Raw genomic sequence first — 22,554 nt, 5'->3', positions numbered from 1 at the left:
GGTCTGCGGTCGGGTGCCGTCAGGCGCGGGCGAGCTGTTCCAGGCGCTGGTGGAGATGGTCCACGTAGTCCTCGGATTCGGGCTTCATCAGGACGCTGCGCAGAATGCGGGCGCCGTCGGCGTCGGGGTCGAGTTTCGGGTGCCGGGCGGTGAGCCGGTCGGCCCCGATACGCAGGGTGCTCAGGAACAGCGGGTCGTCGGCATCGGTCATACCGGCCTGCAGGATCCGCCCCGACGCCTCGTCGATCCGCGACAGAGTGAGGGGCTCGGTCACCGGGAAGTAGCTGACGATGTCGAGTTCCGGGGCCTGGTAGAGCTCCAGGTACTCCGATTCCTCGATGAGTTCGGACCAGCGCAGCGCGGCACGGCGGCCGGCGGCCAGCACCTGGCCGAGCCCGTCACGGGTGGGCGGCAGCAGCTGGAACGTGAGCCACAGGGCAGCCGCGGCCGCGCCCGCGCGGGAGCACTCCAGGCTGATCTCGCCGAGGTGCAGTTCCTCGGAGGTGAAGTACGTGTACGGCGAGTCGTGCAGATAGAAGCGGCCGACGGACGGGTCGCGGAACAGCACCGCGCCGCACCCGTACGGCTGGAGTCCGTGTTTGTGCGGATCGATCACGATCGACTCGCACTCGGCGATGGCACGCCACGGCGCCTCGGGCAGCCCCTCGGGACCGTCGGCGCCGGCCAGCAGGGTGAAGAACCCTCCGTAGGCGGCGTCGACATGGATGCGCACGCCGTATCGCTCGCGCAGCGCCAGCGCCTCGTGGACCGGTTCGACGGCGCCGAGCCCGGTGGTACCGGTGGTGAGCACCACCGTGCCGACACGCCCCGTCCGCAGCAGCTCCTCCAGCGCGTCGAGGTCCATCCGGCCGCTGTCGTCCACCGCGACCGGATATCCCTCCACGCCGAGGACCCCGCACATCCGGCCGTGTGTGTAGTGGGCCTCGGTGCTGTAGGCGATGCCCTTGCCGGGGTGGAGCTCCCGGGCCACGAAGAGCGCTTCGAGGTTGGCGATGGTTCCGCTGGTCGTGAGGTGGCCGAGGTGGGTGTCGTAGCCGAACATCGTGGCGAGCTGCTGGACGGCCTCGCGCTCCATCTGCGCGGTGGCCGGACCGCCGTCCAGGGCGTGGTTGTTGGGGTTGACCAGCATGGCGGCGAGGTAGCCGACGACGGCGGCCGGGTGCGGCGGCTTGAGCATCTGCCCGGCATAACGGGGGTGGAAGAACGGGTAGTTGTCCTTCAGCCGTTCGGTGAAGGTTCCGAACGCGGCGGCGAACCGCGCGTCGTCGACCTGAAGTGACGGATGCCCGGCCAAGGGGCCGAAGCCGCTCGCCCATTCCTCGTTGGATGTCACGGCCGCTTCGAGCCAGTAGCGCAGATCCATGGGGTTCTCTCCTGTTCGTACTGGTTCAGGGCCGCTGGGGCCGGCGGATGCCGCGGAACTCCCAGTCGCCGCCGAAGGTGGTGGACAGCACCTCTTCGGACGCGGTGGGCTGGGCTCCGCAGTCGTCGCGCACCGGGACCGGGCCGGTGACGATGTGGTTGGTGAGCTTCCCGAGACCTTCGACCTCGACGTCGACCACATCGCCGGGCTGGACCGGGCGGGAGTTGGCCGGGGTGCCGGAGAGCAGCACGTCGCCCGGGAAGAGGGTGATGGTGCGGGCGATGTCCGCGACGAGATAGTGCATGTCCCACTCCATCTCGTCCGTGGAGCCGTCCTGGACCACCTCGCCGTTGACGTACGTACGCAGCCGCTTGCCGTGGAAGTCCCAGTCGGTGACCAGGCCGGGGCCGAGCGGGCACAGGGTGTCGGAACCCTTGACGCGGAGCATGGAGCCGGCGTCGGTGTCGCGGAAGTCGTGCAGGCCGTAGTCATTGGCGACGGTGTAACCGGCGATGTACTCCCCCGCCTCGGCCGGGGAGACATTGCGGCACGTCCTGCCGATGACGATGGCCACCTCGCCCTCGTAGTTGAGGTACTGACAGCCCTCGGGGCGGACGATCGCGCCGCCGTGCGCGTTGAGCGACGAGGTGGGCTTGTGGAAATAGGTGGGCGCGGGCGGCAGCGAGGTCTGGAACTCCGCCACCCGGCTGCGGTGGTTGAGGTGCACCGCGACGACCTTGGACGGAACGACGGGCGGCAGATGGTGCGCCTCGCCGGTCTTCACCCGGCGGCCGTCGGCGGCGACGAGCTGATCACCCTCGCGGACGACCTCGGCCACGGCGCCGTCGAGCAGAATGCGGCGGTACTCAGGCATGGAGGGGCTCCTCGTGGTGATGAGGGTCGACATGGTGATGGGGGTCGTGGCGCAGGCCGCCCCGGTTGGCACGCGGGGCGGTCCAGCCGGCCGCCGGCCGGTCGAACCAGATGTGCACCTGGCCGGTGCCGACCGAGTTCTCGTACGCGCTGAACAGCCGGCCGGGAGCGCTCAGGCGCTCCTCGCCAAGTGCGCCGGCCATCGTCAGGTAGTGGCCGAAGCGGGCTTCGGGCTTGTACGCGAGGAACTCGGGCATGGTCTGCAGGACCCGGTCGTGGCGCCCCTCCCGGAACCAGTCGATGCGCTCCTCGTCGGCCGCGCGCGCTTCAGGGGTGAAGATGTGCTCGAGGCCGCTCGCCTCGTGGTCGCGGATCCGGCGCAGCGGCCAGAAGGTGTGCGACAGGGCGCCCGAGGCGATGAACAGGACCTTGCGGTCGGTGGCGGCGATGCCGTCCGCGATCGCCCGGCCGAGCCGGAGATAGTCCTCGGTGTCCGCGGTCTGGCACACGCCGATGGAGATCCATCGCTTGCCCTCGACGCCGAGGTACTTCCACGGGTTGACTGTCGCGTAGAAGATCGGCAGGTACTGGTCGTCGATCGGGGTGATCCAGGTGCCGTGCTTCTCGTCGTGCGCGGCTATGGCGTGGGCGAGTTCGGGGTCACCGGGAAAGTCGTACGGGATCCGGCACATTCCGCGCGGCAGTTCCTCGGAGGTGAACAGCCCGGCGCGCCGGTCGTGCGCGGTGACGACGAACTCCACGGTGGTGGCCCAGTGCGAGTCCAGCAGCACCACGGTGTCGTAGTCGGCCGTCTCGAAGACCTCGCGGCGCAGCCGCTCGAGACCGGCGACCAGGGTGGTGTCCTCGCCGTGGTTGAGCTCCCGCCGGGTGGCCTCGGGCAGCATGATGGTGGGCACATGGGCGACGATCCCGGCCCCGACGATCTCACCCATGGTGCGCAAAGCCCTTCGGCGCGGTGACGGTGTTCTTGACGTCGCAGTAGAAGTCGAAGCTCCAGGTACCGCCCTCGCGGCCGATGCCGGACTGGCGCGAGCCGCCGAACGGGGCCTGAAGGTCCCGTACGAAGAAGCAGTTGACCCAGACCGTGCCGGCGACCAGCTGCCGCGTGACCCGGTCCGCGCGCTCCTGGTCACCGGTGAGGAGCGTGGCGGCGAGTCCGAAGCGGGTGCCGTTGGCCAGCGTGAGGGCCTCCTCCTCGGTGTCGAAGGTCTGCAGGGTCAGTACGGGGCCGAAGACTTCCTCCGTGACGATTTCGGCATCGGGGGCGACGTCCGTGAGGAGGGTCGGGAGGTAGTAGAACCCACCCAGCTCGGTGTTGGGGCCGCCGCCGATGACGGCGCGGGCGCCACAGGCCAGTGCGCGCTGTACGAAACCGTCGATGCGTGCGACATGGTCGGGGTGGATGTTGGGGCCGATGCCGGTGGCCTCGTCGCGCGGGTCGCCCTGGCGCAGCGTGGCGGCCTTCTCAACGAACCTCCGGGTGAACTCCTCGGCGACGGAGGACTCGACGAGCAGCCGGGTGCCGGCGAGACAGACCTGGCCGGCGTTGTCGTACTGCTCGACGGCCAGCTCGACGGCGAGGTCGAGGTCGGCGTCGGCGAAGACCAGCAGCGGGGACTTGCCGCCGAGTTCGAGGCTGACGGGGACCAGGTTGGCTGCCGCGGCGCCCGCGATGTGGCGGGCGGTGGGTACGGAGCCGGTGAAGCTGATCCGGGCCACGCGCGGGTCGGAGACGAGGGCGGCGCCGGCCTCCTCGCCGTAGCCCTGGAGGACGTTGAGCACCCCGGCGGGGAGTCCGGCCTCGGCGGCGATGTCGGCGAGCAGGGACGCGGTGAGCGGAGACCATTCGGCGGGCTTGAGGACGACCGTGTTTCCGGCGGCCAGTGCGGGGGCGACCTTCCATGTGGCCAGCATCAGCGGGGCGTTCCAGGGCGTGATCAGCGCGCAGACGCCTGCCGGGTCCCAGGAGACGTGGTTGCTGTGACCCCGCGTCTCGAAGTCCTCGTGGCCCAGCGTCAGCAGCCAGTCGGCGAAGAAACGGAAGTTGTGCGCGACGCGCGGCATGACGCCCCGGCGGTGGGAGCGGAGCAGGGCGCCGTTGTCGGCGGTCTCGACGGCCGCCAGCTCCTCGGTGCGCTTGTCGACACCGTCGGCGATGGCGTGCAGGATGCGGGCCCGCTCCTCGCGGCCGGTCGCCGCCCAGCCGGGAAAGGCGGCCCGGGCCGCGGTCACGGCGGCCGACGCCTCGGCCGCGCCGCCCCGGGCGATCTCGGCGAGCGGGGCGCCGTCCATGGGCGAGGCGTCGGGGAACGTGGCCGACGAGGCGACCCGTCGCCCGTCGATCCAATGACGGGTGTCGACCGCCACCCCGGCGACCGTCACCACCGCCCTGTCGTGCCGTTCAGACATCTGCGAGCCTCCGAATCGTTTGGCTCCAAATAAACTAGCCAGCACCCGGTGGCCGGTCAAGACCTTCCACCGCAAGGACGCCAGGGGCTATCGTTTGAACCCAAACATAATCTGGGAGGTTCCATGCCACCTACCACCCACGCGGAGTGGCTGTCCCTGGCCGCGAGCCTCGCGCCACCCGTGCACCACCTCATCGACGGCAGCGACGAACCCGGCAAGGGCGGCGTGTTCCCGTTGGTCTCCCCCCGTGACGGCGGCGTCCTGGCCGAGGTCGCCGACGGCGGTCCCGACGAGGTCGACCGCGCCGTCGCCGCCGCCCGCCGCGCCTTCGACCACGGCCCCTGGCCCCGCCTGCCGGCCACCGAGCGGGGCCGGGTGCTGCAGCGCTTCGCGGACCTGGTCGAGGAGCACCGCACCGAGCTCGCCCTGCTCATCAGCCTGGAGATGGGCAAGCCGGTCACCGAGGCGTACGACATCGAGCTGCGCGCCGTCATCAACACCCTGCGCTACTACGCCGAACTCGCCGACAAACACCTCGACGAGGCCCCGCAGGCAGGCGAGGACGCTCTCGCCCTGGTCACCCGCGAACCGATCGGTGTGGTCGCCGCCGTCGTCCCGTGGAACTTCCCCCTCACCCTCGCCGCATGGAAGATCGCACCGGCGCTCGCCACCGGATGCACCGTTGTCCTCAAGCCCTCCGAGCAGACCCCGCTGTCCGCTCTGCGGCTCGGCCGCCTCGGCGCCGAGGCCGGGCTCCCCGACGGCGTACTCAACGTGGTCTCCGGCCAGGGCCCCGCGACAGGCCGCGCCCTCGGTCTCCACCCCGATGTCGACGTACTCGCCTTCACCGGCTCCACCGCCGTCGGCCGCCACTATCTGCGCTACGCCGCGGACTCCAACCTCAAGCGGGTCTGGCTGGAGCTCGGCGGCAAATCACCCAACATCGTGCTGCCCGACGCACCCGACCTGGACACCGCCGCCGCGACCGCCGCCTGGGGCATCTTCTTCAACGCGGGCGAGATGTGCACCGCGCCCTCCCGGCTGCTGGTGCATTCCTCTGTCGCCGAGCAGGTGGTGGACGCCGTCGTCGAGCGTGCCCGCACCCTGCACGTCGGCGATCCCCTCGACCCGGCCACCGAGATGGGCCCGATCGCCACCGCCCGCCAGCTCGACAGCGTCCTCGGCCATATCGCCGGGGCCCACCAGGACGGCGCGCGGCTGCGCACCGGCGGCTCCGCACTCCCCGACCATGGCGGCCTCCATGTCCAGCCCACCGTGTTCGACCAGGTCACCCCCCACATGCGGCTCGCCCGCGAGGAAGTGTTCGGCCCCGTGCTGTCCGTCTTGACCTTCGACACCGTCGAGCAGGCCGTCGCCCTCGCCAACGACAGCGAGTACGGGCTGGCCGCCGGGCTGTGGACCGCCGACCTCTCCACGGCCCACCGGGTGGCCCGGCGGCTTCGCGCCGGAACCGTCTGGATCAACTGCTACGAGGAGGGCGGCCTGGGCGTCCCCTTCGGCGGCTACAAACAATCGGGCAACGGCCGGGACAAGTCCGCGCACGCCCTGGAGAAGTTCACCGAACTCAAGACCACCTGGATCCAGCTGTGACGTACCGCCCGCTGATCGCCGTCCCGGCCCGCTTCTCCGCCTCCGCCTCCGCACTGCGCCACCGCGCCGAGGTCAACGCCCGCGCCCTGGTCGAGGCCGTCTACCGGGCGGGCGGCGAGCCGTTCACACTGCACCCCCACGCCCCCGGCGGCCGGGCCGACCCCACTGAGGTCGCCGAACGCCTGGCGCGCTGCGACGCACTTCTGCTCCCCGGCGGCGGCGACATCTCCCCGCACCGGTACGGAGACGAGCACGCCCATCCCGACCTCTACGACATCGACGACGAGCAGGACGCCTTCGACCTCGCCCTCGCCCACCACGCACTGGACACCGGACTTCCCACCCTGGCGGTCTGCCGCGGCCTGCAGATCGTCAACACCGCATTGAACGGCACCCTCCGCCAGGACATGGGCGGCCCGGACGGCGAACACCGCCATCTCACCCACCCGGTCGTCGTCGAGCCCGGTTCCCTGCTTGCCGGCGCCCTCACGGACGACAAGGCCGACGTCTCCTGCTACCACCACCAGTGCGTGGACCGGCCGGGCCGCGGCCTCACGGTCACCGCCCGAGCAGCCGACGGCACCGTCGAGGCGCTGGAACGGCCCGGCTCACCCGGCTGGCTCGTCGCCGTCCAGTGGCATCCCGAGGACACCGCCGCCACCGACGCGAGGAGTCGGGCCCTGTTCGAGGCACTGGTGGAAGCAGCGCGCTCGTAGCTCCGGCGGCCCGCCACGCGGGCTGCACAAGAAATAGATCGAAGAGACAATTGGCCCAGGCCCCCGAGAACTGAGCGCATCGGATCAAGAAGTGGGCGGAGCGATGCACGACCCCGTATTCCACGACGCTTCCGGCGTCCTTTCGGAGCCGGGCGATGAGGCCTACGCCGTCCTGGATGTGCACGGTGTGCTGATCGGACTGAGCCCGGAGGCGGAACACCTGCTCGGCTACACGGCGGAGGAGGTCCGGGGCCGGCGCGGGACCGATCTGCTGCACCACAGCTCGGACGCCGCCGACCTGGTGGGGCGGTGCGGCATGGACTCGGTGGTCCAGCTGGGGCAGACGGTTCTGCGGCACCGGAGCGGACGCGGCATCGAGGTCACCTTGCAGGCACGTGCCCTGGTGTCCACCGGCGGTGACCAGCAGTGGCTGATCCAGGTGCAGGATGCCGACGCCGCACGGCGGCAAGAACTCGGGGATGCGCTCCTGAGAGGACTGTTCACCGAATCACCCGTGGTCATCGATGTCTTCGACACGAAGCTGCGCTTCCTGGCCCAGAACGACGCGCAGGCCCGCGCCGGGACGTTCGCGGGCAGGGAGTTCAGGGGGCGCACCATGGCCGACGTGGCGCCTCCCGGCCTGCTGGACATGGCGGCCTTCGAGGCGCGGCAGCGGCGAGTCCTTCAGACCGGTGAGGCCCAGCTCGAGACGGAGGTGCGTGGCCGCAGACCCGACGACCCGGACCGTGAGCACGTCTGGTCCGAGTCCATCCTTCCGCTCCGGAGCCGGACGGGGGAGGTGATCGCGCTGGCGCACGCCGTGGTCGACGCAACAGAACGAGCCCGAGCGCAGGAGCGGTTGGCGCTGGTGAACGATGCGAGCACCCGGATCGGCAGCACGCTGGACGTACTGAAGACCGCGCAGGAACTCGTCGAGGTGGCGGTCCCGCGGTTCGCGGACCACGCCTATGTCAACCTGCTGGACCCGGTCTTCGGCGGCGCGGAGCCGGTGGCCGGTCCCGTGCCCGGAGCCATGCCCATGCGCCGGGCGGCGAGCTCGGTCGCACCCGGTGCGCGGAGCGAGGCCATGGTTCCCATGGGAGACATCGACCCTTTCGCGTCGGGGCCGGGATCACTGTTCACGCTTGCCCTGGCGAGCGGCGAGCCCAGGCTGATGTCGGGCGAGGAACTGATCGCCGAGTTCGCGGAGGCAGACCCCGGCCGGGCCACGACGGTGAGCGAGTACGGCGTCCATTCATGGCTCCTGGTCCCGATGTTCGCGCGGGGCGCCGCACTGGGTACGGCGGTCTTCGTACGCTCCAAGCGGGCGCATCCGTTCGAGGCGGATGACGTACTGCTGGCCGAAGAGTTCGTGGCACGTGCCGCCGTGTGCATCGACAACGCGAGTCGCTACAGCCGGGAGCGGGCGACGGCACTGGCCCTGCAACGCAGTCTGCTTCCGCAGCGGTTGCCGGCGCTGGGGGCACTGGACGCCGCGTCGCGATACCTGCCGGCGAGCGCGCATGCCGGGCTGGGCGGTTCCTGGTTCGACGTGATCCCGCTGTCGAGCGCGCGAGTGGCGCTGGTGGTGGGAGATGTGGCGGGGCACGGCCTGCACGCGGCAGTGACCATGGGGCGGCTGCGCACCGCCGTGCGGACGCTCGCCGACCTCGATCTGTCACCCGAGGAGCTGCTGACCCATCTCGACGACCAGGTCAACCGGTTCCACGACGAGCACGGCGAAGGGCTCACCGCCGGGGCGGCCGGAACAACGTGCTTGTACGCGGTCTTCGATCCGATCTCACGGCGCTGCGTTCTGGCCGCCGCGGGTCATCCGCCACCCGCGCGCGCCTCGGCGGACGGGAGGGTCCAGCTCCTCGATCTGCCCGGCGGGCCTCCGCTCGGCCGGGGCGGGTCCCCGTTCGAGAACGCCGAGGTGACTCTGGCCGACGGGGAACTGCTCGTGCTGTACTCCGCCGGTCTGGTGGAGTCGCGGGAGCAGAGCGCCGGCACAGGTGCCGAACGGCTCCGCGCGGCCCTGTCCGAGCCCGCTCTCTCCTCGTCCCCCGCACTCGACACCATCTGCGACGCGGTGATCCGCCGGCTGGTGCCGACCCGCCCGCAGGGCGATGTGGCACTGCTGGTCGCGCGGATGCGGGGGCTGGATCCGGACCTGCACATCACATGGGAGCTGGCGTCCGAGCCCGAGGTGGTGGGCACGGCACGTGCGCTCGCCCTCCGGAAGCTGGCCGAATGGGGCCTGGAAGAGCTGGAGTTCACCACGGAATTGATAGTCAGCGAACTGGTCACCAACGCCATCCACTACGGCTCTCCACCGATCCGGCTGCGCATGATCCGCGACCGCGGCCTGATCTGCGAGGTCTCCGACGGCAGCAGTACTACTCCCCATGTGCGGCATGCGCTGGAGACCGACGAGGGAGGCCGGGGGCTGTTCATGGTCGCGCAGTTGGCCGAGTTCTGGGGCACACGCTACGACTCTCGTGGCAAGACCATCTGGGCCGAGCAGCCTCTCCACGAGGGCCCCGGCGCCGCTGCCTAGGTCCGGCACCCAGGTCCGGGCAGTGCCCGCCCGTTGCGGGCAACACCCTTTCACCCGCTCGCTGTACGAAGCCGAGGCCCGGCGCTACTCGGCGCCCGAGGTGCCCGACTCCAGCAGACTGCCACCGTCCCAGCACACGCCCACCTGCCGGTAGTAGGCGCCGATGAGCTCCTTGACCTCCAATCGGGCCAGTTCTTCGGTCGGGGCTTCGAAGAGCGCCAGGTCCGCGTCGGCCACCCAGGGCCGACCGGCCTCGAAGGATGCGGCACCCGTCTCGATCAACTCGTCGAGCGCCAGCCCCTTGCCCTTCTCGATCGACGGCAGCCAGCGGTGGTGGGCCATCGGATGGCTGTTCACAAAGCCGTTGCCGGCAGCCGGCTCCCGCAGCGTCACCACCGCCTCGGCCAGCCGCCGGTCGGCCGCGGCGAGGGTCGCCCCGAAGGCCGCCCCGGCCTCGATCCGCGGCGCGGGCCCGAAGGGATGGGGACGCGTCATATGGATCGAGCCGAGCTTTTTCGGGTAGCCCTGGTGGAAGCCGCGCGCGATCGCGAAGTCCTTGTCCACCCAGATGTACACGCAGCGGGAGTACGTCTTCCCCCGGTAGGTGCAGCGCACCACCGCGAAGCACTCCTTGTACTGCGAGCGCACCGGGTCGAGCAGCTCCTCCTTCGAACCGCTGCAGGACTGCCAGTCGGCCCAGATCAGGGCGACCGCGCCCGGGTCCTCGTCGGCCAACTCCAGTGGTTCCGGAAGCAGTTCCGCGACCCGCGCGGGCTCGGTCCGGTACTCGATGGTGATCAGGTCGCCGGAGTAGTACCACGGGGGCGCGGGGACCAGGGACGAGCCGCCGGTAGCGCTCTTGGGGTGGAAGAATCCGCGGACGCCGGCCATGGCGCCTCCTTTGCCGGGTGGAGCGAATAATCGTTTGGATCCATACGATAACTCCGGGGGGTGGCACTCCCGCAAGCCCCGCGAGCGGACAACCACCGCCGGGCCTGGGTGGCCACCGGCGACCGCGGCCACCCGAGCACCGTTCGTGCCGACGAGCAGAAGCGCCGGGCAATCAGGCCCGCGGCCGCCGGCCCGACCGGCGCGGCTTGGGCTCCGCCCCGCCCAGCAGCTCCAGCCGCCGCTCCTCGCCGTGCTCTTCGAGCTGGGCGACGATGGCACGCAGGCCGTCCGCGAGCCGCAGACACTCCTCGGAGCTGAGCCGCGAGGCCACGAACGCCTCTTCGGTGTTGAAAGCCGGGAAGAGCTTCTCCATGGCCTCCTCGCCCTGCGGGGTCAGCGCGAGCAGCACCCGCCGGCCGTCCTCGGGGTGGACGGAACGCGACACCAGCCCCCGCGACTCCAGGGTCCGGGCGACACCGGTGAGCGTGCCCTTGGTGATGCCCGCCTCCTCGGCCACATGACGCGTCTCCGTCTCGCCCCAGATCCACAGCACCCAGAGGACCACGAACCCGGTCCAGGTCAGCTCGGACGGCCGCAGCACCGAATTCTCCAGATGCTGCCGGACGGCGGCCGCCGCGCGATGGATGTTGGCGACGGCCGCCATCTGCTCTCTCTGCAGCTGGAAGTCGCCGAGCTTCTCCTGGACAGCCTTCTCGGTCTCGACGATGGATCGGTGGCCGGACACTGGTTCCCCCTCGGTCGCGAGCGGCACTCCCGCCGCCCCACTTGGCTCGTTTGCTCCCAAATCTAACCCGCCACCCCGCGGCTGGATCCAGATTGCGGACCACCTCTTGCAGGGGAGCCTTCCCGAGCATACCGTTTGGCTTCAAACGAATAGCTGTGGCGTCACCGCAGCCCGCTCAGGGCACAGATCTCATGTGCACCATGGGGATACGGGCGAGATTTCCACGTACCGCCGCATCCTGCCCGTACCTGAGGAGACAGACGGTGAGCACCGACCAGTCCGGACAGATCCAGCAGAAGATCGAGGCACTCGCCGCCCAGGGCATCGATGTCGTACGCATCTCCTACCCCGACCTCATCGGCTCCGACCGCGGCCGGGACGTCCTGCTCCACCACCTGCCGAGCGCGACCGGCCACGGCCTGGCCTTCTGCCGCGCGATCTACCACACCGGCGCGCTGGGCGACCATTCCGACATCCCCGGCGGCCTCGACGCCGGCATGCCCGACATCGCCGTACGGCCCGACCTGAGCACCCTGGTCCCGCTCCCCTGGGAACCGGGGGTGGCCTGGTGCATAGGCGACGCCCATGACCCCGAGACAGGGCTGCCCGCGCCCGAATCACCCCGCGACCTGCTGCGCCGGGTCACCGGACAACTGGCCGAGAGGGGGCTGACGGCCGTGGTCGGCCCCGAGCTGGAGTACGTCCTGCTCGACCCCGACCCCGCATCGCCCGTCGGCTGGCGCCGCTACGCCGCCACACCGGGCAATGTCTACACCGTCGGGCGCAAGGGCGACCCGGACGGACACCTGCTGCGCACGCTGCGCCTTCTGCACGACATCGGCATCGGCGCCAGCGGCGGCAACCGGGAGTTCGACGGCGGCCAGTTCGAGATCAATCTCGACCACTCCGAGGCCCTGGACGCCGCCGACCGGGCCTTCCGCTTCAAGGCCGCGGTCAAGGAACTCGCCCGCGCCGAGGGCCGCTTGGCGACCTTTATGGCCAAACCCCTCAACGACGGCGGCGGTTCCGGCTTCCACCTGCACATCTCCGTCATCGACGCGGAAGGCCGCAACGTCTTCGACGCACCCGGCCAGGCGCATGGACTGTCCGACACCGCCCACCACGCCATCGCCGGTCTGCTCGCCCACGCGCCCGCACTCGCCGCCCTGTTCAACCCGACGATCAACTCCTACAAGCGCTTCGGCCCCGACACCGCCGCGCCCTGGCTCATCGACTGGGGTCTGGACAACCGCGGTGCCATGGTGCGGATCCCGCCCGAGCGCGGCAGCGGATCCCGCCTGGAAATGCGCCTCGGTGACGCCACCGCCAACCCCTATCTCGCCATCGCCGGCCTGGTCGCCGCCGTCCATCTGGGCATCCGTGCCGCGGCCGAGCCGGCCGCCCCGATGAGCGGCTACGGATACGACCCCACCAGCGCCCCCAAGCTGCCGACCCACCTCGGCGACGCGCTCGACGCCCTGGAAGCCGACCACGAACTCACCGAGGTACTGGGCAAACCCTTCGTCGACGCCTTCCTCACCTTCAAGCGCGACGAGCTGGCCCGCTTCCGACGGCACGTCACGGACTGGGAGTTCCGCGAGTACGCCCAGCTGCTCTGACCGCCGGCTCCGCTGCACGGCCCACAGACGGCGCAATGGGCGGTTCGGGTCGTCGGCCCCGCCGAGACTCGGGAAGCCGATGCAGTCAGGACGGTGAGGAGTGCGCCCGTGACGGCGAAGCACGAAGCCGCTCTGACGACAGCCATGGTGGCCCTCACCATTACGACGGGGATGGTCGAGGCGGTCAGCTTCCTCGCGCTCGGCCCGGTCTTCACGGCCGTCCAGACCGGCAACACGCTCTTCCTCGGCTTCGCGGTCGTCGGCGCCGGTGGATTTTCCGCGATGGCGTCGACGGCCTCGCTCGTCGGGTTCGCCGCGGGTGCGCTCCTGGGCGCCCGGCTGGAGTCGGGCATGAATGTCCGCGGGCGCCGGTGGTTCGTGGTGGGCCTCGTCGCGGAATCCGTACTGCTGGGCATCGCGGGACTGGTGGCCTGGCAGATCGAGCGGCTCGACGAGCCTCTCTCCAGTCGGCACTACGGGGTGGCGGCGCTGGTGGCGCTGGCGATGGGCATGCGGAGTGTGACGACGCTTCGGGCCAGTGTGGCGGACCTGCCGACCACGCGGGTCACCCGGGCCATGACGGCCCTCTTCGGCGCCTCGACCCTGGGATTCGACACCAAGATCCCCTCCGGCGCGGGCGCCGAGCTCCGGCGCGCCGCTTCGGTCGGTGCGATGTTCGCGGGTGGGCTGCTCGGTGCCTGGATGCTGCACGAGGCCGTGCGGCCGCCGGTGGTACTGCTGGTGACGGCCGCATGTGTCATGGCCATCGCGCTGGGCACCGGCTTCGTACCGCGCCGTCGCGCACCGGAGCCCGGCTGAGGGAAGGGGGCACATCACTCAGCCGCACGTGAAAGGCGGACTCCGATGCCGAAATACCTCTTCAGGGTCAAGATGACCGTGGACGGACTGAACGGCGTGTTCAAGGAAGGCGCCACCGCGCGCCGTGAGGTCGTCAAGCGCATGGTCGAGGGCCTCGAGGGCCGGCTCGAATCCTTCTACTGGGCCTTCGGCGACGAGGACCTGTACGCCATCGTGGAGCTGCCGAGCAACACGTCCGCCGCGACCATGAGTCTGGTCGTGTCCGCGGCCGGCGGCGTTCGTACGAGCACGGTCGCGCTGCTGACGCCCGAGGAGATCGACAAGGCAGTCCAGCAGAAGGTGCAGTACCACGCGCCCGGCGGCAAATAACGCCCATCCCTTCGTGCATACGACAAATGCCTTCGTACGGTCGGCGCAAGCCCGGCGCCCCGTACCCGCCGGCCCTGCGTCGGCACCAGCCGCCATCGCGCCTCCGGGAGCACACTGGACTCATGGCCCCGTAGACCGTGAACCGAGTTTTGAGGTGGCCGATGAGCACTCTCGAAGAACAGATCGACGTCGGTGTTCCGTTGAATGTGGCCTGGGACTGCCTCCACCACGTGGAGACCTATCCGCGATTCCTCGAAGGAGTGAGCGAGGCTCGTCCGGGGGGCGGGCATCTGGCGCACCTCGACGTCACCGCGGGCGGCCGGGCGCAGGAGTTCGAGGCCCAGATCACCGATCGTGGCAAGGCGAACACGATGGAGTGGCAGACCACGAGGGGTCCGGACCTGGCCGGAACCTTCTCGCTGCTGCCCATCGACCGGGATCACACCCAAGTCCAGGCCCGGATCGAGTACGACCCGGGCGCTGTCAAAGAGGCGTTCGGCGGACCGAAAGGCTTCGCCCAGGCGACCGCGATCGAACGGCTCGTACGCAGCGACCTCGAGCACTTCAAGGAGCTGGTGGAAGGGGAACGGCGAGCCCTGTGACGCCTCCCGCTCGGCGTGGAGCGGCCGGCGGACCTCCTGCGCATCCCATGAACGGCTCATCGCCGCACCCGACGCGCGGCAGGCCCCGGTCCCGCTCCGCGCCGGCCGTCAGTCCGGCGCCCCCGCTGTCACGGCCACGATCTCGTGAGCGGCCCGGCGAGCCCGGATCATCACCAACGGCACATCTCCTCCTCTGCGGCGCCCCGTAGGCACGCGGACCCCCGGGGCCTCCTCACGGAGGACGGGCGGGGCGCCCGCGCCTCGGCGGCGTGGGACGACCCGTTCCCGTCCTGGGAGGCGTACGGCCTCGACGACGCATGCGATCACTAAGCCCTGGTCAGCCGGCCGTCGCCGCCCGGCTGCGTCTCCGGCACATCGACGAGGCTGGTCGGCAGGGCAATGTACGCCGTGACGCCGCAGACACCGTCCTGCCCCAGAGTGGGACGCAGTTCGACCTGGGCACCGAGCCGGGCGGCGAGAGTCCCGACGACGAAGTGGCCGAGGTAGCGGGTGGGTGCCACCAGGAAGGACTCCCGGCCGGCAAGCCGGGCGTTGGAGCGGGCCAGTTCCTCGGGGGTCATGCCGGAGCCGCGATCGACGACCGCCAGGCAGTACTCGCCGCCGTCGCGCCATCCGTAGATTTCGACCGGACACGACGGCAGTGAGAAGAGCAGGGCGTTCTCGATGAGTTCGGCGAGCAGATGGGAGAGCTCGGCGACGGCCCGGCCGCGGATCCGGGCGGCCTGTACGTCGACCACGGCGACCCGCTGGTACTGCTCCACCTCGGCGATCGCCGACTGCACCACTTCGGCTGCCGTCACCAGGCCCGACCAGGTGCGCGGTGGCAGCTCCTCCCCTGCGAGCACGAGCAGCGATTCGGCGTTGCGGCGCATACGGGTGGCGAGGTGGTCCAGTTCGAAGAGCTCGCCGAGCGCGTCCGGGTCGATCTCCTGCCTCTCCAGGGTGGTGATCAGGCCGAGCTGGCGGGAGAGCAGCGACTGGTTGCGGCGACCGAGTGAGGCGAGCGACTCGGAGCTGTTGCGGCGCAGCACAGCCTGCTCCGTCGCCAGACCGATCGCGGTGTGCTCGACATTGTGCAGGGCGGCGGCGAGCCGGGTGATCTCGCGGGCACTGTCAGGCACCCGGCGGGACCGTTCCACGACGAGTTCGTCGTCCGCATCGGCCTCCTGGATCCGGGCAACAGCGGTCGGCAGCCCGGTCCGGGCGACCGAGTCGGCCTCATCGGCGAGTGCGACGAGCGGCCGGGTGATCGAGCGGGCGGACAGCACGGCGAGCGCGGCGGCGACCGCGAGGATCAGCACGCCGAGGCCGATGAAGCCGCCGAGCTGGCCGGTGGCGTCGTCCCCGAGCCGGTCCGCGCGAAGCCGTACCTCGGCGCCGATCTTCCCCTGGACACCATGCAGTTGGTCGACGAGCGCGGTCATCGACGACCACCAGCTGCCGGGATTCACGGCGAGCCGGCTGCCATCGGCTCCGCCCTCGGCCCGTTTCTCGTAGCCGGTGGCGCGCCGGGCGTCCCGTGTGGCGAAGGCGGCGTCCAGCGCGGCCTGCTGGGCGGAGGTGGCGAGTCCGGCGTACTGGCCCAGGAAGGCCACCCGTTCCGCCCGTACCTCGGTGAAATCGAGGAACTCGCTCCCCTTGAAACGCCCGGCCGCGAAGACCCCGTTGAGCAGGCCGCGCTCCAGGGCGACCGCCTCGGTGGCCCGGGCGAGGGCCTGCAGGGCGCCCATGGCCTCGGCGAGGGCGCGGTCACCACGGGCCGGTTCCGCCGCCGCGGCGCCGATCAGCCCGTCGATCGCCTTGGTGTACGCGGCCAGGGTCGGGGCGCGCCGGGCGGTACCGCCGTCCACCTGCTCGCGCACGGCGTCCAGCGCCGCGACCGGGGCGAGCGCCTCCCGTAAGTCATTGGCTGTGTCCGCTCCCGCGCCGTCCGCCCCGAGCAGGGCGTCGAATCCGCTGCGGGCGGTGTCGGTGCGGGTGCGCTGGGCCTCGACGTCGTCGCGGTACTCCGCGGCGCCGCCCAGCAGACCATTGGTGAGGCCCCGTTCGCGTTGTAGCTGGCGTACGAGGCCCTGGGCCTCGATGAGGAGTTCGACCCGGCCGGCGGTCTCACGCGCCGCGGACCAGTCGGCCGCCCGGTCGGCGACGCCGAGACCGGTCACGACCAGGAGCAGACAGGTGGGGACGGCGAGCACGATGGCCACACGGCCCCGGATCGTGCCCCAGCCGGGCAGAGGGGGCAGGTGCGGCAGAACGCGTCGTTGAGTGCGCTTCACGTCCAACGACGGTACGAACCGAATATGCCTGGCGTGGTTTCCCGACGGTAAGGGACTGGTTGCGCACGGTTCACAGGGGGCCGGGCCGCGACGGGCACCGTACGCCACTGTCCCGTAACGCCCCACAGGCTCTGGCACCCCTTCCGCAGGACCCGGCACCCTCCCCGGCGTCACAATGGTGGTGAGGGACACGCCTGCCGCTGCGGAGAGGCGGAGATTGCGGTGCCGTACATAGCTGTGACCGCGTTGAGTCATGTCGGGCTGATTCGCGACCACAACGAGGACAGCGTGGTGGTCGGACCGTGGACACTGTGCGGCACCGTGACGGAGAACCCCCAGACGCTGGTGTTCCCCCTGGGCTCACCGCTCGTCGTCGCGGTCGCCGACGGGCTCGGCGGGCAGCCGGCCGGTGAGGTGGCCAGCGCGCTGGTCGTCCGCCAACTCGCCTCGCTCGGTCCCTCCATCGACAGCGAGGGAGCCGTCCGGGACGCTCTGGACGTATGCAATCACTCGGTGTATGCGGCCGCCGACGGGCATCCGGAGCTGGTCACCATGGGAACCACGGTCGCGGGGGCCGTCGTGCTGGGGGATTCGCTGCTGGCGTTCAACGTCGGCGACAGCAAGGTGTTCGACGCGGGCCGGGTCGGACTGCGTCAGGTGAGCGTGGACGACAGCCCGCCGCCGGCGCCGGGGCACCGCACCACCTCGGCCGTCACGCAGACGCTCGGCGGCTCCTCCGTGTTCAGCGCCGTCACGGCGCATGTGACGGCCTTTCCGGTGTCCCCGGGCGACCGCTACTTGGTGTGCACCGACGGGCTGACCGACCCGGTGCCGGACGATGAGCTCGACATGCTGCTGCGGGTCCACGACGACGGCAGGGCGGGCTTCGAGCTGTGGAAGGCCGCCATCGAGGCCGGCGGGCCCGACAACATCACGCTCGCGTTGGTGCGAATCGGCGAATAAGGCCTTTCGCGGATAGGACACCGCTGCCGGGTCCCCCGCCCTCCGGCCCTCCGGCAGTACGCTCCCCGGCGAGAGCCGCACTCCGGGAGCCTCCATGACTACTCCGCGTTATGACAACCTGCGCGCGATGTTCATCAACTGCACGCTCAAGCGCTCTCCGGAGGTCAGCAATACCGAGGGCCTGCTCGAGAAGAGCCGGGCGGTGATGGAGTCCAACGGCGTCGCCACCGAGGTCGTCCGGGCCGTCGATCACGACATCGCGACCGGTGTCTGGCCGGACATGACCGAGCACGGGTGGAGTACGGACGAGTGGCCCGCGCTGTACGAAAGGGTGATGGCCGCCGACATCCTGGTGCTGGCCGGACCCATCTGGCTGGGTGACAACAGCTCGGTGATGAAGCAGATCGTCGAGCGGCTCTACGCCTGTTCGTCGCTCCTCGACGAGCGGGGACAGTACGCGTATTACGGGCGGGTCGGCGGCTGTCTGATCACCGGCAACGAGGACGGCGTCAAGCACTGCGCGATGAACGTCCTCTACAGCCTCCAGCACCTCGGCTACACCATCCCCCCGCAGGCGGATTCGGGCTGGATCGGTGAGGCCGGGCCGGGACCGTCGTATCTCGACCCGGGTTCGGGCGGGCCCGAGAACGACTTCACGAACCGCAACACCACCTTCATGAGCTGGAACCTGATGCACCTGGCCGCCCTGCTCAAGCAATCCGGCGGCATCCCGGCCCATGGGAACCAGCGCTCGGAATGGGACGCGGGCTGCCGTTTCGACTTCCCCAACCCCGAGCACCGCTGAGCCCGTCCGGCGTCGGGCGTGGTCCGGGTCGCGCCCGATCTATTGACATGACCCTGACTCGGCGCTGAGATGTGGTGGCTTTCGTTCGTCCTCGTTTGATTGTGCGCCATTCACCCCCACGCGGAGCCGCACATGCCTGCCGAACGACCCACCTGCAGACGGCGCCCTGCCGCTGCCGCCGCCTTCGCCCTTCTCGCCGGGGGCTCGCTCCTGGCCGGTGCGCCCGCATCGGCGGCCTCGCCCACAGCCCCGGCCCCAACACCGGCGCCAACACCGGCCGCCGACAACGGACTTGCCCGTACACCCCAGATGGGGTTCAACAACTGGAACTCCACCCACTGCCGGGCCGAGTTCAACGAGGCCATGGTCAAGGGCGTCGCCGACACCTTCGTCTCCCAAGGACTCAAGGACGCCGGGTACACCTACGTCAACATCGACGACTGCTGGGCCCTGCCGAACCGCGACACCTCCGGCAATCTCGTGCCCGACCCCGTGCGCTTTCCTCATGGGATCAAGGCCGTCGCGGACTATGTGCACTCCAAGGGGCTCAAGTTCGGCCTCTACTCCAGCGCCGGCACCAAGACCTGTGACGTACAGGGCTTCCCCGGCGGGCTCGGGCATGAGCAGCAGGATGCCAACCTCTGGGCGTCCTGGGGCGTGGACTACCTGAAGTACGACAACTGCAACAACACCGGCGCCGACGCCAAGCAGCGCTACAGGGCGATGGCGGACGCGCTCAGGGCCACCGGGCGGCCGATTCTCTACAGCATCTGCGAGTGGGGGGAGAACCAGCCGTGGAACTGGGCGGCGGAGTACGGCAATTCCTGGCGCACCACCGGGGACATCAGCGACTCCTGGTCCAGCATGATCGGCATCGCGCACCGGAACCAGTCGCTCGCGCCGTACGCCAGGCCCGGCGCCTGGAACGACCCCGACATGCTCGAGGTCGGCAACGGCGGGATGACCGACACCGAGTACCGCACCCACTTCAGCCTCTGGGCGCAGATGGCCGCGCCGCTGCTGATCGGCAGTGATCTGCGCAGCGCCTCGGCATCGACGCTCGCGATCCTCAAGAACACGGACGTCATCGCGGTCGACCAGGACAGCCTGGGCAAGCAGGGAACGGTGGTGGCCGGCTCCGGCGGTCTTGTGGTGATGTCGAAACCCCTTGCCGACGGCGGCCGTTCGGTGACGCTGACGAATGAGACCACCACGACGAGGACGATCACGACGAGCGTGGAGGCGCTCGGGATCGGGGGCGCTTCCTCGTACGCCCTCAAGGACCTCTGGTCGAAGCAGAACAGCACCACCACGGGTGCCATCAGCGCCTCGGTGCCCGCGCACGGCACGGTGATGTACCGCGTGACGCCGGGCACTCCGGTGCCGCCGCCCGCCGGGGTCAGCCGGCTCAGCGATCTGCCGTGGACGTCGGCGATCAACGGCTGGGGGCCGGTCGAACGCGACCGCAGCAACGGCGAGCAGGGCGCCGCCGACGGCAGAACCCTGACCATCGGCGGCACGACATACGCCAAGGGGCTCGGCACACACGCGGCCGGCGACATCACGTACTACCTCGGCGCCGGCTGCTCCACCCTCACCGCGAGCGTCGGCGTCGATGACGAGTCGGGCGGCACGAACGGGTCGGTGGTGTTCCAGATCTATCGGGACGGGACCAAGGTGGCCGACAGCGGCAGGGTCACCGGAGCCGACGCCCCCAGGGCGCTGACCGCGGATCTCAGCGGCGGCCGCGAGCTCAGGCTGGTCGTGACCGACAGCGGGGACGGCATCAACTACGACCACGCCGACTGGGCGGTCCCCAGGCTCACCTGCGCCTGAGGCAGGTCGAAGACGGGCACGGCAGGGCAGCGCAACCGGCGGTGGCACACTGGTCGGCCAGTTGTCCGAAGGAGCTCCGCCGTGCCGATGATCAGCAACCTCCGCCGCGCCGTGCGCCGTGCCTACCGCAAAACCGTGGACCTGAGCCATCCGGCCCGCTCACCGCTCGGCAGCACGGTCGTGAACTGCGTGGTCTACGAGGACGGCGTACGGCAGCCCGAGGCCGGTCCCGTGGACGAAGCCGCGCGGCAGGTCCGCAAGACCGGCCGCGGCTTCGTCTGGATCGGGCTGCACGAGCCGTCGGAGGCGGAGTTCGCCGGGGTCGCCGAGCTGTTCGGGCTGCATCCGCTGGCCGTCGAGGACGCGGTGCACGCACATCAGCGGCCCAAGGTGGAGCGGTACGGAGAAACGCTCTTCGCCGTCTTCAAGACCTGCCGCTACGTCGATCACGAGGAGCTCACCGCCACCAGCGAGGTGGTGGACACCGGGGAGCTGATGATCTTCACAGGTCCCGACTTCGTGATCACGGTCCGGCACGGCGGGCACGGTTCGCTCGGTCCGCTCCGGGAGGCCCTGGAGGACGCTCCCGAGCAGCTGGCGAAGGGTCCCGCCGCCGTGCTGCACGCCATAGCCGACCATGTCGTCGACGAGTACCTCAGCGTCGCCGACGCCGTGCAGAACGACATCGACGCCGTCGAGACGGCCGTCTTCACCGAGCACGCGGGGCGCGGCGACGCGGGCCGGATCTACCAGCTCAAGCGCGAACTGCTGGAGCTCAAGCGCGCGGTGGCGCCGCTGGACCGGCCGCTGCAGGCCCTGGCCACCCAGCCGCTGCCGGCGGTCGGCCCGGAGATACAGCCGTACTTCCGTGACGTCGCCGACCACCTGGCGCGCGTGACCGAGCAGATCACGTCGTTCGACGCCCTGCTCGACTCGGTCCTCCAGGCCCACCTCGCGCAGGTGACCGTCGCGCAGAACGAAGACATGCGCAAGATCACCGCATGGGCGGCGATCATCGCCGTACCGACGATGGTCTGCGGCGTGTACGGCATGAACTTCGAGCACATGCCGGAGCTGCGCTGGACCTACGGCTACCCCCTCGTCCTCGCCGTCATGGCCACCGCCTGCCTCGTCCTCCACCGCAGCTTCCGGCGCAACGGCTGGCTCTAGATTTCCAGCAGCGCCGGCAGGTCGGCGAAGGAGTCGAGCACGTGGTCCGGCGTCCCGTCGGCCGCTTCGTGCGTCTGAGGCAGATACTTGCCCGTCTTCACCAGCACACCCGTGATTCCGCTGCGCTGGGCCGCCAGCACATCCGATTCGATGTCGTCGCCCACCATCAGGGCTTCGGACGCCGTGACGTCCAGGCGCGCCAGGGCAGTGGCGAAGAACGCCTCCGCGGGCTTGCCCGTGATCTGCGCCTCGACGCGGGCCGCTCGTTCCAGGCCCAGGAGGAAGGCGCCGGTGTCGAGGTCGAGGCCCTGGGACGTACGCCAGTACAGGTTCCGGTGCATGGCGACCAGCCGGGCGCCGCGCTGCAGCTCACGGAAGGCGCGGTTGAGAGCCGCGTAGGTGAATTCGTCCCCCGCGCCGCCGAGGACGACCACGTCAGGTTCCCCGCCGTCCCCCTCGTCGAGGAGTGCCACGCCGCCGAGATCGTCGCTCACGTCGCCGCTGTTCAGCAGCAGGCAGCGGGCGTCGGGGTAGTGCTCGCGCAGATACGCGGCGGTGACGGCCGGTGCCGTGAGGATGTCGTCGGCCTCGACCGGAAAGCCCGCCCCGGTCAGCCGCTCGGCGATCACGGCGCGCGTCCGGGACGTGTTGTTGGTGACGAGCGCCAGCGGGAGACCCGCGGCGCGCAGCCGTTCCATGGCCTCCACGGCGCCGGGCAGCGGCTTCCAGGACACGGTGAGCACGCCGTCGATGTCGATCAGGACCGCTCCGATTCGCTCCATGCGCACGACCGTACCGTCGGCGTGACGCCCGCTTGCTAAATAGCCACAAATGGGGTTATTACGAAAGCGGGAGTGACCCATG

The 22,554-nt window shown here is 70.4% G+C and carries 19 protein-coding genes; 11 read left to right on the top strand and 8 right to left on the bottom strand.

The features are described from left to right. Window positions 1-19 precede the first annotated feature (19 nt). The 4 genes from ACQEVG_RS20190 to ACQEVG_RS20175 are packed head-to-tail and all read right to left on the bottom strand — an operon-like array spanning window position 20 to window position 4,687. Window positions 20-1,384, bottom strand: coding sequence for a pyridoxal phosphate-dependent decarboxylase family protein (locus tag ACQEVG_RS20190; protein WP_432985933.1), 1,365 nt, complete (start codon window positions 1,382-1,384; stop codon window positions 20-22). A gap of 25 nt (window positions 1,385-1,409) precedes the next feature. Further along, window positions 1,410-2,258, bottom strand: coding sequence for a fumarylacetoacetate hydrolase family protein (locus ACQEVG_RS20185; protein ID WP_432985931.1), 849 nt, complete (start codon window positions 2,256-2,258; stop codon window positions 1,410-1,412). Beyond that, window positions 2,251-3,210: a catechol 1,2-dioxygenase gene (locus ACQEVG_RS20180; protein WP_432985929.1), complete on the bottom strand. Its 960-nt coding sequence runs from the start codon at window positions 3,208-3,210 to the stop codon at window positions 2,251-2,253. The genes ACQEVG_RS20185 and ACQEVG_RS20180 overlap by 8 nt, the downstream gene beginning before the upstream one ends. Beyond that, a complete protein-coding gene (locus ACQEVG_RS20175; protein ID WP_432985927.1) occupies window positions 3,203-4,687 on the bottom strand; it encodes an aldehyde dehydrogenase in 1,485 nt (494 codons plus the stop codon). The genes ACQEVG_RS20180 and ACQEVG_RS20175 overlap by 8 nt, the downstream gene beginning before the upstream one ends. A 123-nt stretch (window positions 4,688-4,810) precedes the next feature. Here ACQEVG_RS20175 and ACQEVG_RS20170 point away from each other — a divergent pair, with 123 nt between their 5' ends. From ACQEVG_RS20170 to ACQEVG_RS20160, 3 genes are all read left to right on the top strand, one after another. Continuing rightward, window positions 4,811-6,298: an aldehyde dehydrogenase gene (locus ACQEVG_RS20170; protein ID WP_432985925.1), complete on the top strand. Its 1,488-nt coding sequence runs from the start codon at window positions 4,811-4,813 to the stop codon at window positions 6,296-6,298. Then, a complete protein-coding gene (locus ACQEVG_RS20165; protein WP_432985923.1) occupies window positions 6,295-7,014 on the top strand; it encodes a gamma-glutamyl-gamma-aminobutyrate hydrolase family protein in 720 nt (239 codons plus the stop codon). Before ACQEVG_RS20170 ends, ACQEVG_RS20165 begins: the two co-directional genes overlap by 4 nt. Before the next feature lie 103 nt (window positions 7,015-7,117). Beyond that, window positions 7,118-9,574, top strand: coding sequence for a SpoIIE family protein phosphatase (locus ACQEVG_RS20160; RefSeq protein WP_432985921.1), 2,457 nt, complete (start codon window positions 7,118-7,120; stop codon window positions 9,572-9,574). 84 nt (window positions 9,575-9,658) lie between these two features. Here the strand turns inward: ACQEVG_RS20160 and ACQEVG_RS20155 are convergent, their stop codons facing one another. Then, entirely contained in the window at window positions 9,659-10,465 is an 807-nt protein-coding gene (locus ACQEVG_RS20155) for an acetoacetate decarboxylase family protein (RefSeq protein ID WP_432985919.1), read from the bottom strand. A 172-nt stretch (window positions 10,466-10,637) separates the two neighbouring features. After that, window positions 10,638-11,210, bottom strand: coding sequence for a MarR family winged helix-turn-helix transcriptional regulator (locus ACQEVG_RS20150; protein ID WP_432985917.1), 573 nt, complete (start codon window positions 11,208-11,210; stop codon window positions 10,638-10,640). A gap of 263 nt (window positions 11,211-11,473) precedes the next feature. Here ACQEVG_RS20150 and ACQEVG_RS20145 point away from each other — a divergent pair, with 263 nt between their 5' ends. The 4 genes from ACQEVG_RS20145 (at window position 11,474) to ACQEVG_RS20130 (ending at window position 14,619) form a co-directional block, all read left to right on the top strand. After that, complete coding sequence (locus ACQEVG_RS20145; protein ID WP_432985915.1) at window positions 11,474-12,829, top strand: glutamine synthetase family protein; 1,356 nt, start codon at window positions 11,474-11,476, stop codon at window positions 12,827-12,829. A gap of 108 nt (window positions 12,830-12,937) precedes the next feature. Continuing rightward, window positions 12,938-13,648 carry a YoaK family protein gene (locus ACQEVG_RS20140; RefSeq protein WP_432985913.1) on the top strand — a complete coding sequence of 237 codons (711 nt, stop codon included), beginning with the start codon at window positions 12,938-12,940 and terminating at the stop codon, window positions 13,646-13,648. Window positions 13,649-13,693: 45 nt separating this feature from the next. Next, window positions 13,694-14,017, top strand: coding sequence for a GYD domain-containing protein (locus ACQEVG_RS20135; RefSeq protein ID WP_432985911.1), 324 nt, complete (start codon window positions 13,694-13,696; stop codon window positions 14,015-14,017). 161 nt (window positions 14,018-14,178) lie between these two features. Then, the gene (locus tag ACQEVG_RS20130; protein WP_432985909.1) at window positions 14,179-14,619 is read left to right on the top strand and encodes an SRPBCC family protein; all 441 of its coding nucleotides are present in this window, start codon (window positions 14,179-14,181) and stop codon (window positions 14,617-14,619) included. A 326-nt stretch (window positions 14,620-14,945) separates the two neighbouring features. On the opposite strand, the gene ACQEVG_RS20125 is transcribed toward ACQEVG_RS20130, so the two are convergent. After that, a complete protein-coding gene (locus ACQEVG_RS20125; RefSeq protein WP_432985907.1) occupies window positions 14,946-16,916 on the bottom strand; it encodes a sensor histidine kinase in 1,971 nt (656 codons plus the stop codon). Window positions 16,917-17,138: 222 nt separating this feature from the next. Between ACQEVG_RS20125 and ACQEVG_RS20120 the strand changes: the two genes are divergently transcribed. The 4 genes from ACQEVG_RS20120 to ACQEVG_RS20105 all read left to right on the top strand — a co-directional run bounded on the left by ACQEVG_RS20120 (window position 17,139) and on the right by ACQEVG_RS20105 (window position 21,690). Further along, entirely contained in the window at window positions 17,139-17,879 is a 741-nt protein-coding gene (locus ACQEVG_RS20120; RefSeq protein WP_432985905.1) for a PP2C family protein-serine/threonine phosphatase, read from the top strand. A gap of 94 nt (window positions 17,880-17,973) precedes the next feature. Then, entirely contained in the window at window positions 17,974-18,684 is a 711-nt protein-coding gene (locus ACQEVG_RS20115) for a flavodoxin family protein (protein ID WP_432985903.1), read from the top strand. Between the two features lie 132 nt (window positions 18,685-18,816). Beyond that, the gene (locus ACQEVG_RS20110; RefSeq protein WP_432985901.1) at window positions 18,817-20,520 is read left to right on the top strand and encodes an NPCBM/NEW2 domain-containing protein; all 1,704 of its coding nucleotides are present in this window, start codon (window positions 18,817-18,819) and stop codon (window positions 20,518-20,520) included. Window positions 20,521-20,607: 87 nt separating this feature from the next. Further along, complete coding sequence (locus ACQEVG_RS20105; RefSeq protein WP_432992761.1) at window positions 20,608-21,690, top strand: magnesium and cobalt transport protein CorA; 1,083 nt, start codon at window positions 20,608-20,610, stop codon at window positions 21,688-21,690. Here the strand turns inward: ACQEVG_RS20105 and ACQEVG_RS20100 are convergent. After that, window positions 21,687-22,553: an HAD-IIA family hydrolase gene (locus ACQEVG_RS20100; RefSeq protein WP_432992758.1), complete on the bottom strand. Its 867-nt coding sequence runs from the start codon at window positions 22,551-22,553 to the stop codon at window positions 21,687-21,689. The genes ACQEVG_RS20105 and ACQEVG_RS20100 overlap by 4 nt on opposite strands. Window position 22,554: the final 1 nt, after the last annotated feature.

The sequence above is a fragment of the Streptomyces sp. CA-135486 genome (assembly GCF_050936555.1).
Classification (GTDB): domain Bacteria; phylum Actinomycetota; class Actinomycetes; order Streptomycetales; family Streptomycetaceae; genus Streptomyces.
Note: the sequence above shows the minus strand (reverse complement) of the source record. Positions and strands in the feature narration are given on the sequence as shown.

Coding starts and splice junctions, on each gene's coding strand:
- ACQEVG_RS20190 (WP_432985933.1), bottom strand. CDS start 1,384: ATGGATCTGCGCTACTGGCTCGAAGCGGCCGTGACATCCAACGAGGAA.
- ACQEVG_RS20185 (WP_432985931.1), bottom strand. CDS start 2,258: ATGCCTGAGTACCGCCGCATTCTGCTCGACGGCGCCGTGGCCGAGGTC.
- ACQEVG_RS20180 (WP_432985929.1), bottom strand. CDS start 3,210: ATGGGTGAGATCGTCGGGGCCGGGATCGTCGCCCATGTGCCCACCATC.
- ACQEVG_RS20175 (WP_432985927.1), bottom strand. CDS start 4,687: ATGTCTGAACGGCACGACAGGGCGGTGGTGACGGTCGCCGGGGTGGCG.
- ACQEVG_RS20170 (WP_432985925.1), top strand. CDS start 4,811: ATGCCACCTACCACCCACGCGGAGTGGCTGTCCCTGGCCGCGAGCCTC.
- ACQEVG_RS20160 (WP_432985921.1), top strand. CDS start 7,118: ATGCACGACCCCGTATTCCACGACGCTTCCGGCGTCCTTTCGGAGCCG.
- ACQEVG_RS20155 (WP_432985919.1), bottom strand. CDS start 10,465: ATGGCCGGCGTCCGCGGATTCTTCCACCCCAAGAGCGCTACCGGCGGC.
- ACQEVG_RS20135 (WP_432985911.1), top strand. CDS start 13,694: ATGCCGAAATACCTCTTCAGGGTCAAGATGACCGTGGACGGACTGAAC.
- ACQEVG_RS20130 (WP_432985909.1), top strand. CDS start 14,179: ATGAGCACTCTCGAAGAACAGATCGACGTCGGTGTTCCGTTGAATGTG.
- ACQEVG_RS20115 (WP_432985903.1), top strand. CDS start 17,974: ATGACTACTCCGCGTTATGACAACCTGCGCGCGATGTTCATCAACTGC.
- ACQEVG_RS20110 (WP_432985901.1), top strand. CDS start 18,817: ATGCCTGCCGAACGACCCACCTGCAGACGGCGCCCTGCCGCTGCCGCC.
- ACQEVG_RS20105 (WP_432992761.1), top strand. CDS start 20,608: ATGATCAGCAACCTCCGCCGCGCCGTGCGCCGTGCCTACCGCAAAACC.
- ACQEVG_RS20100 (WP_432992758.1), bottom strand. CDS start 22,553: ATGGGTCACTCCCGCTTTCGTAATAACCCCATTTGTGGCTATTTAGCA.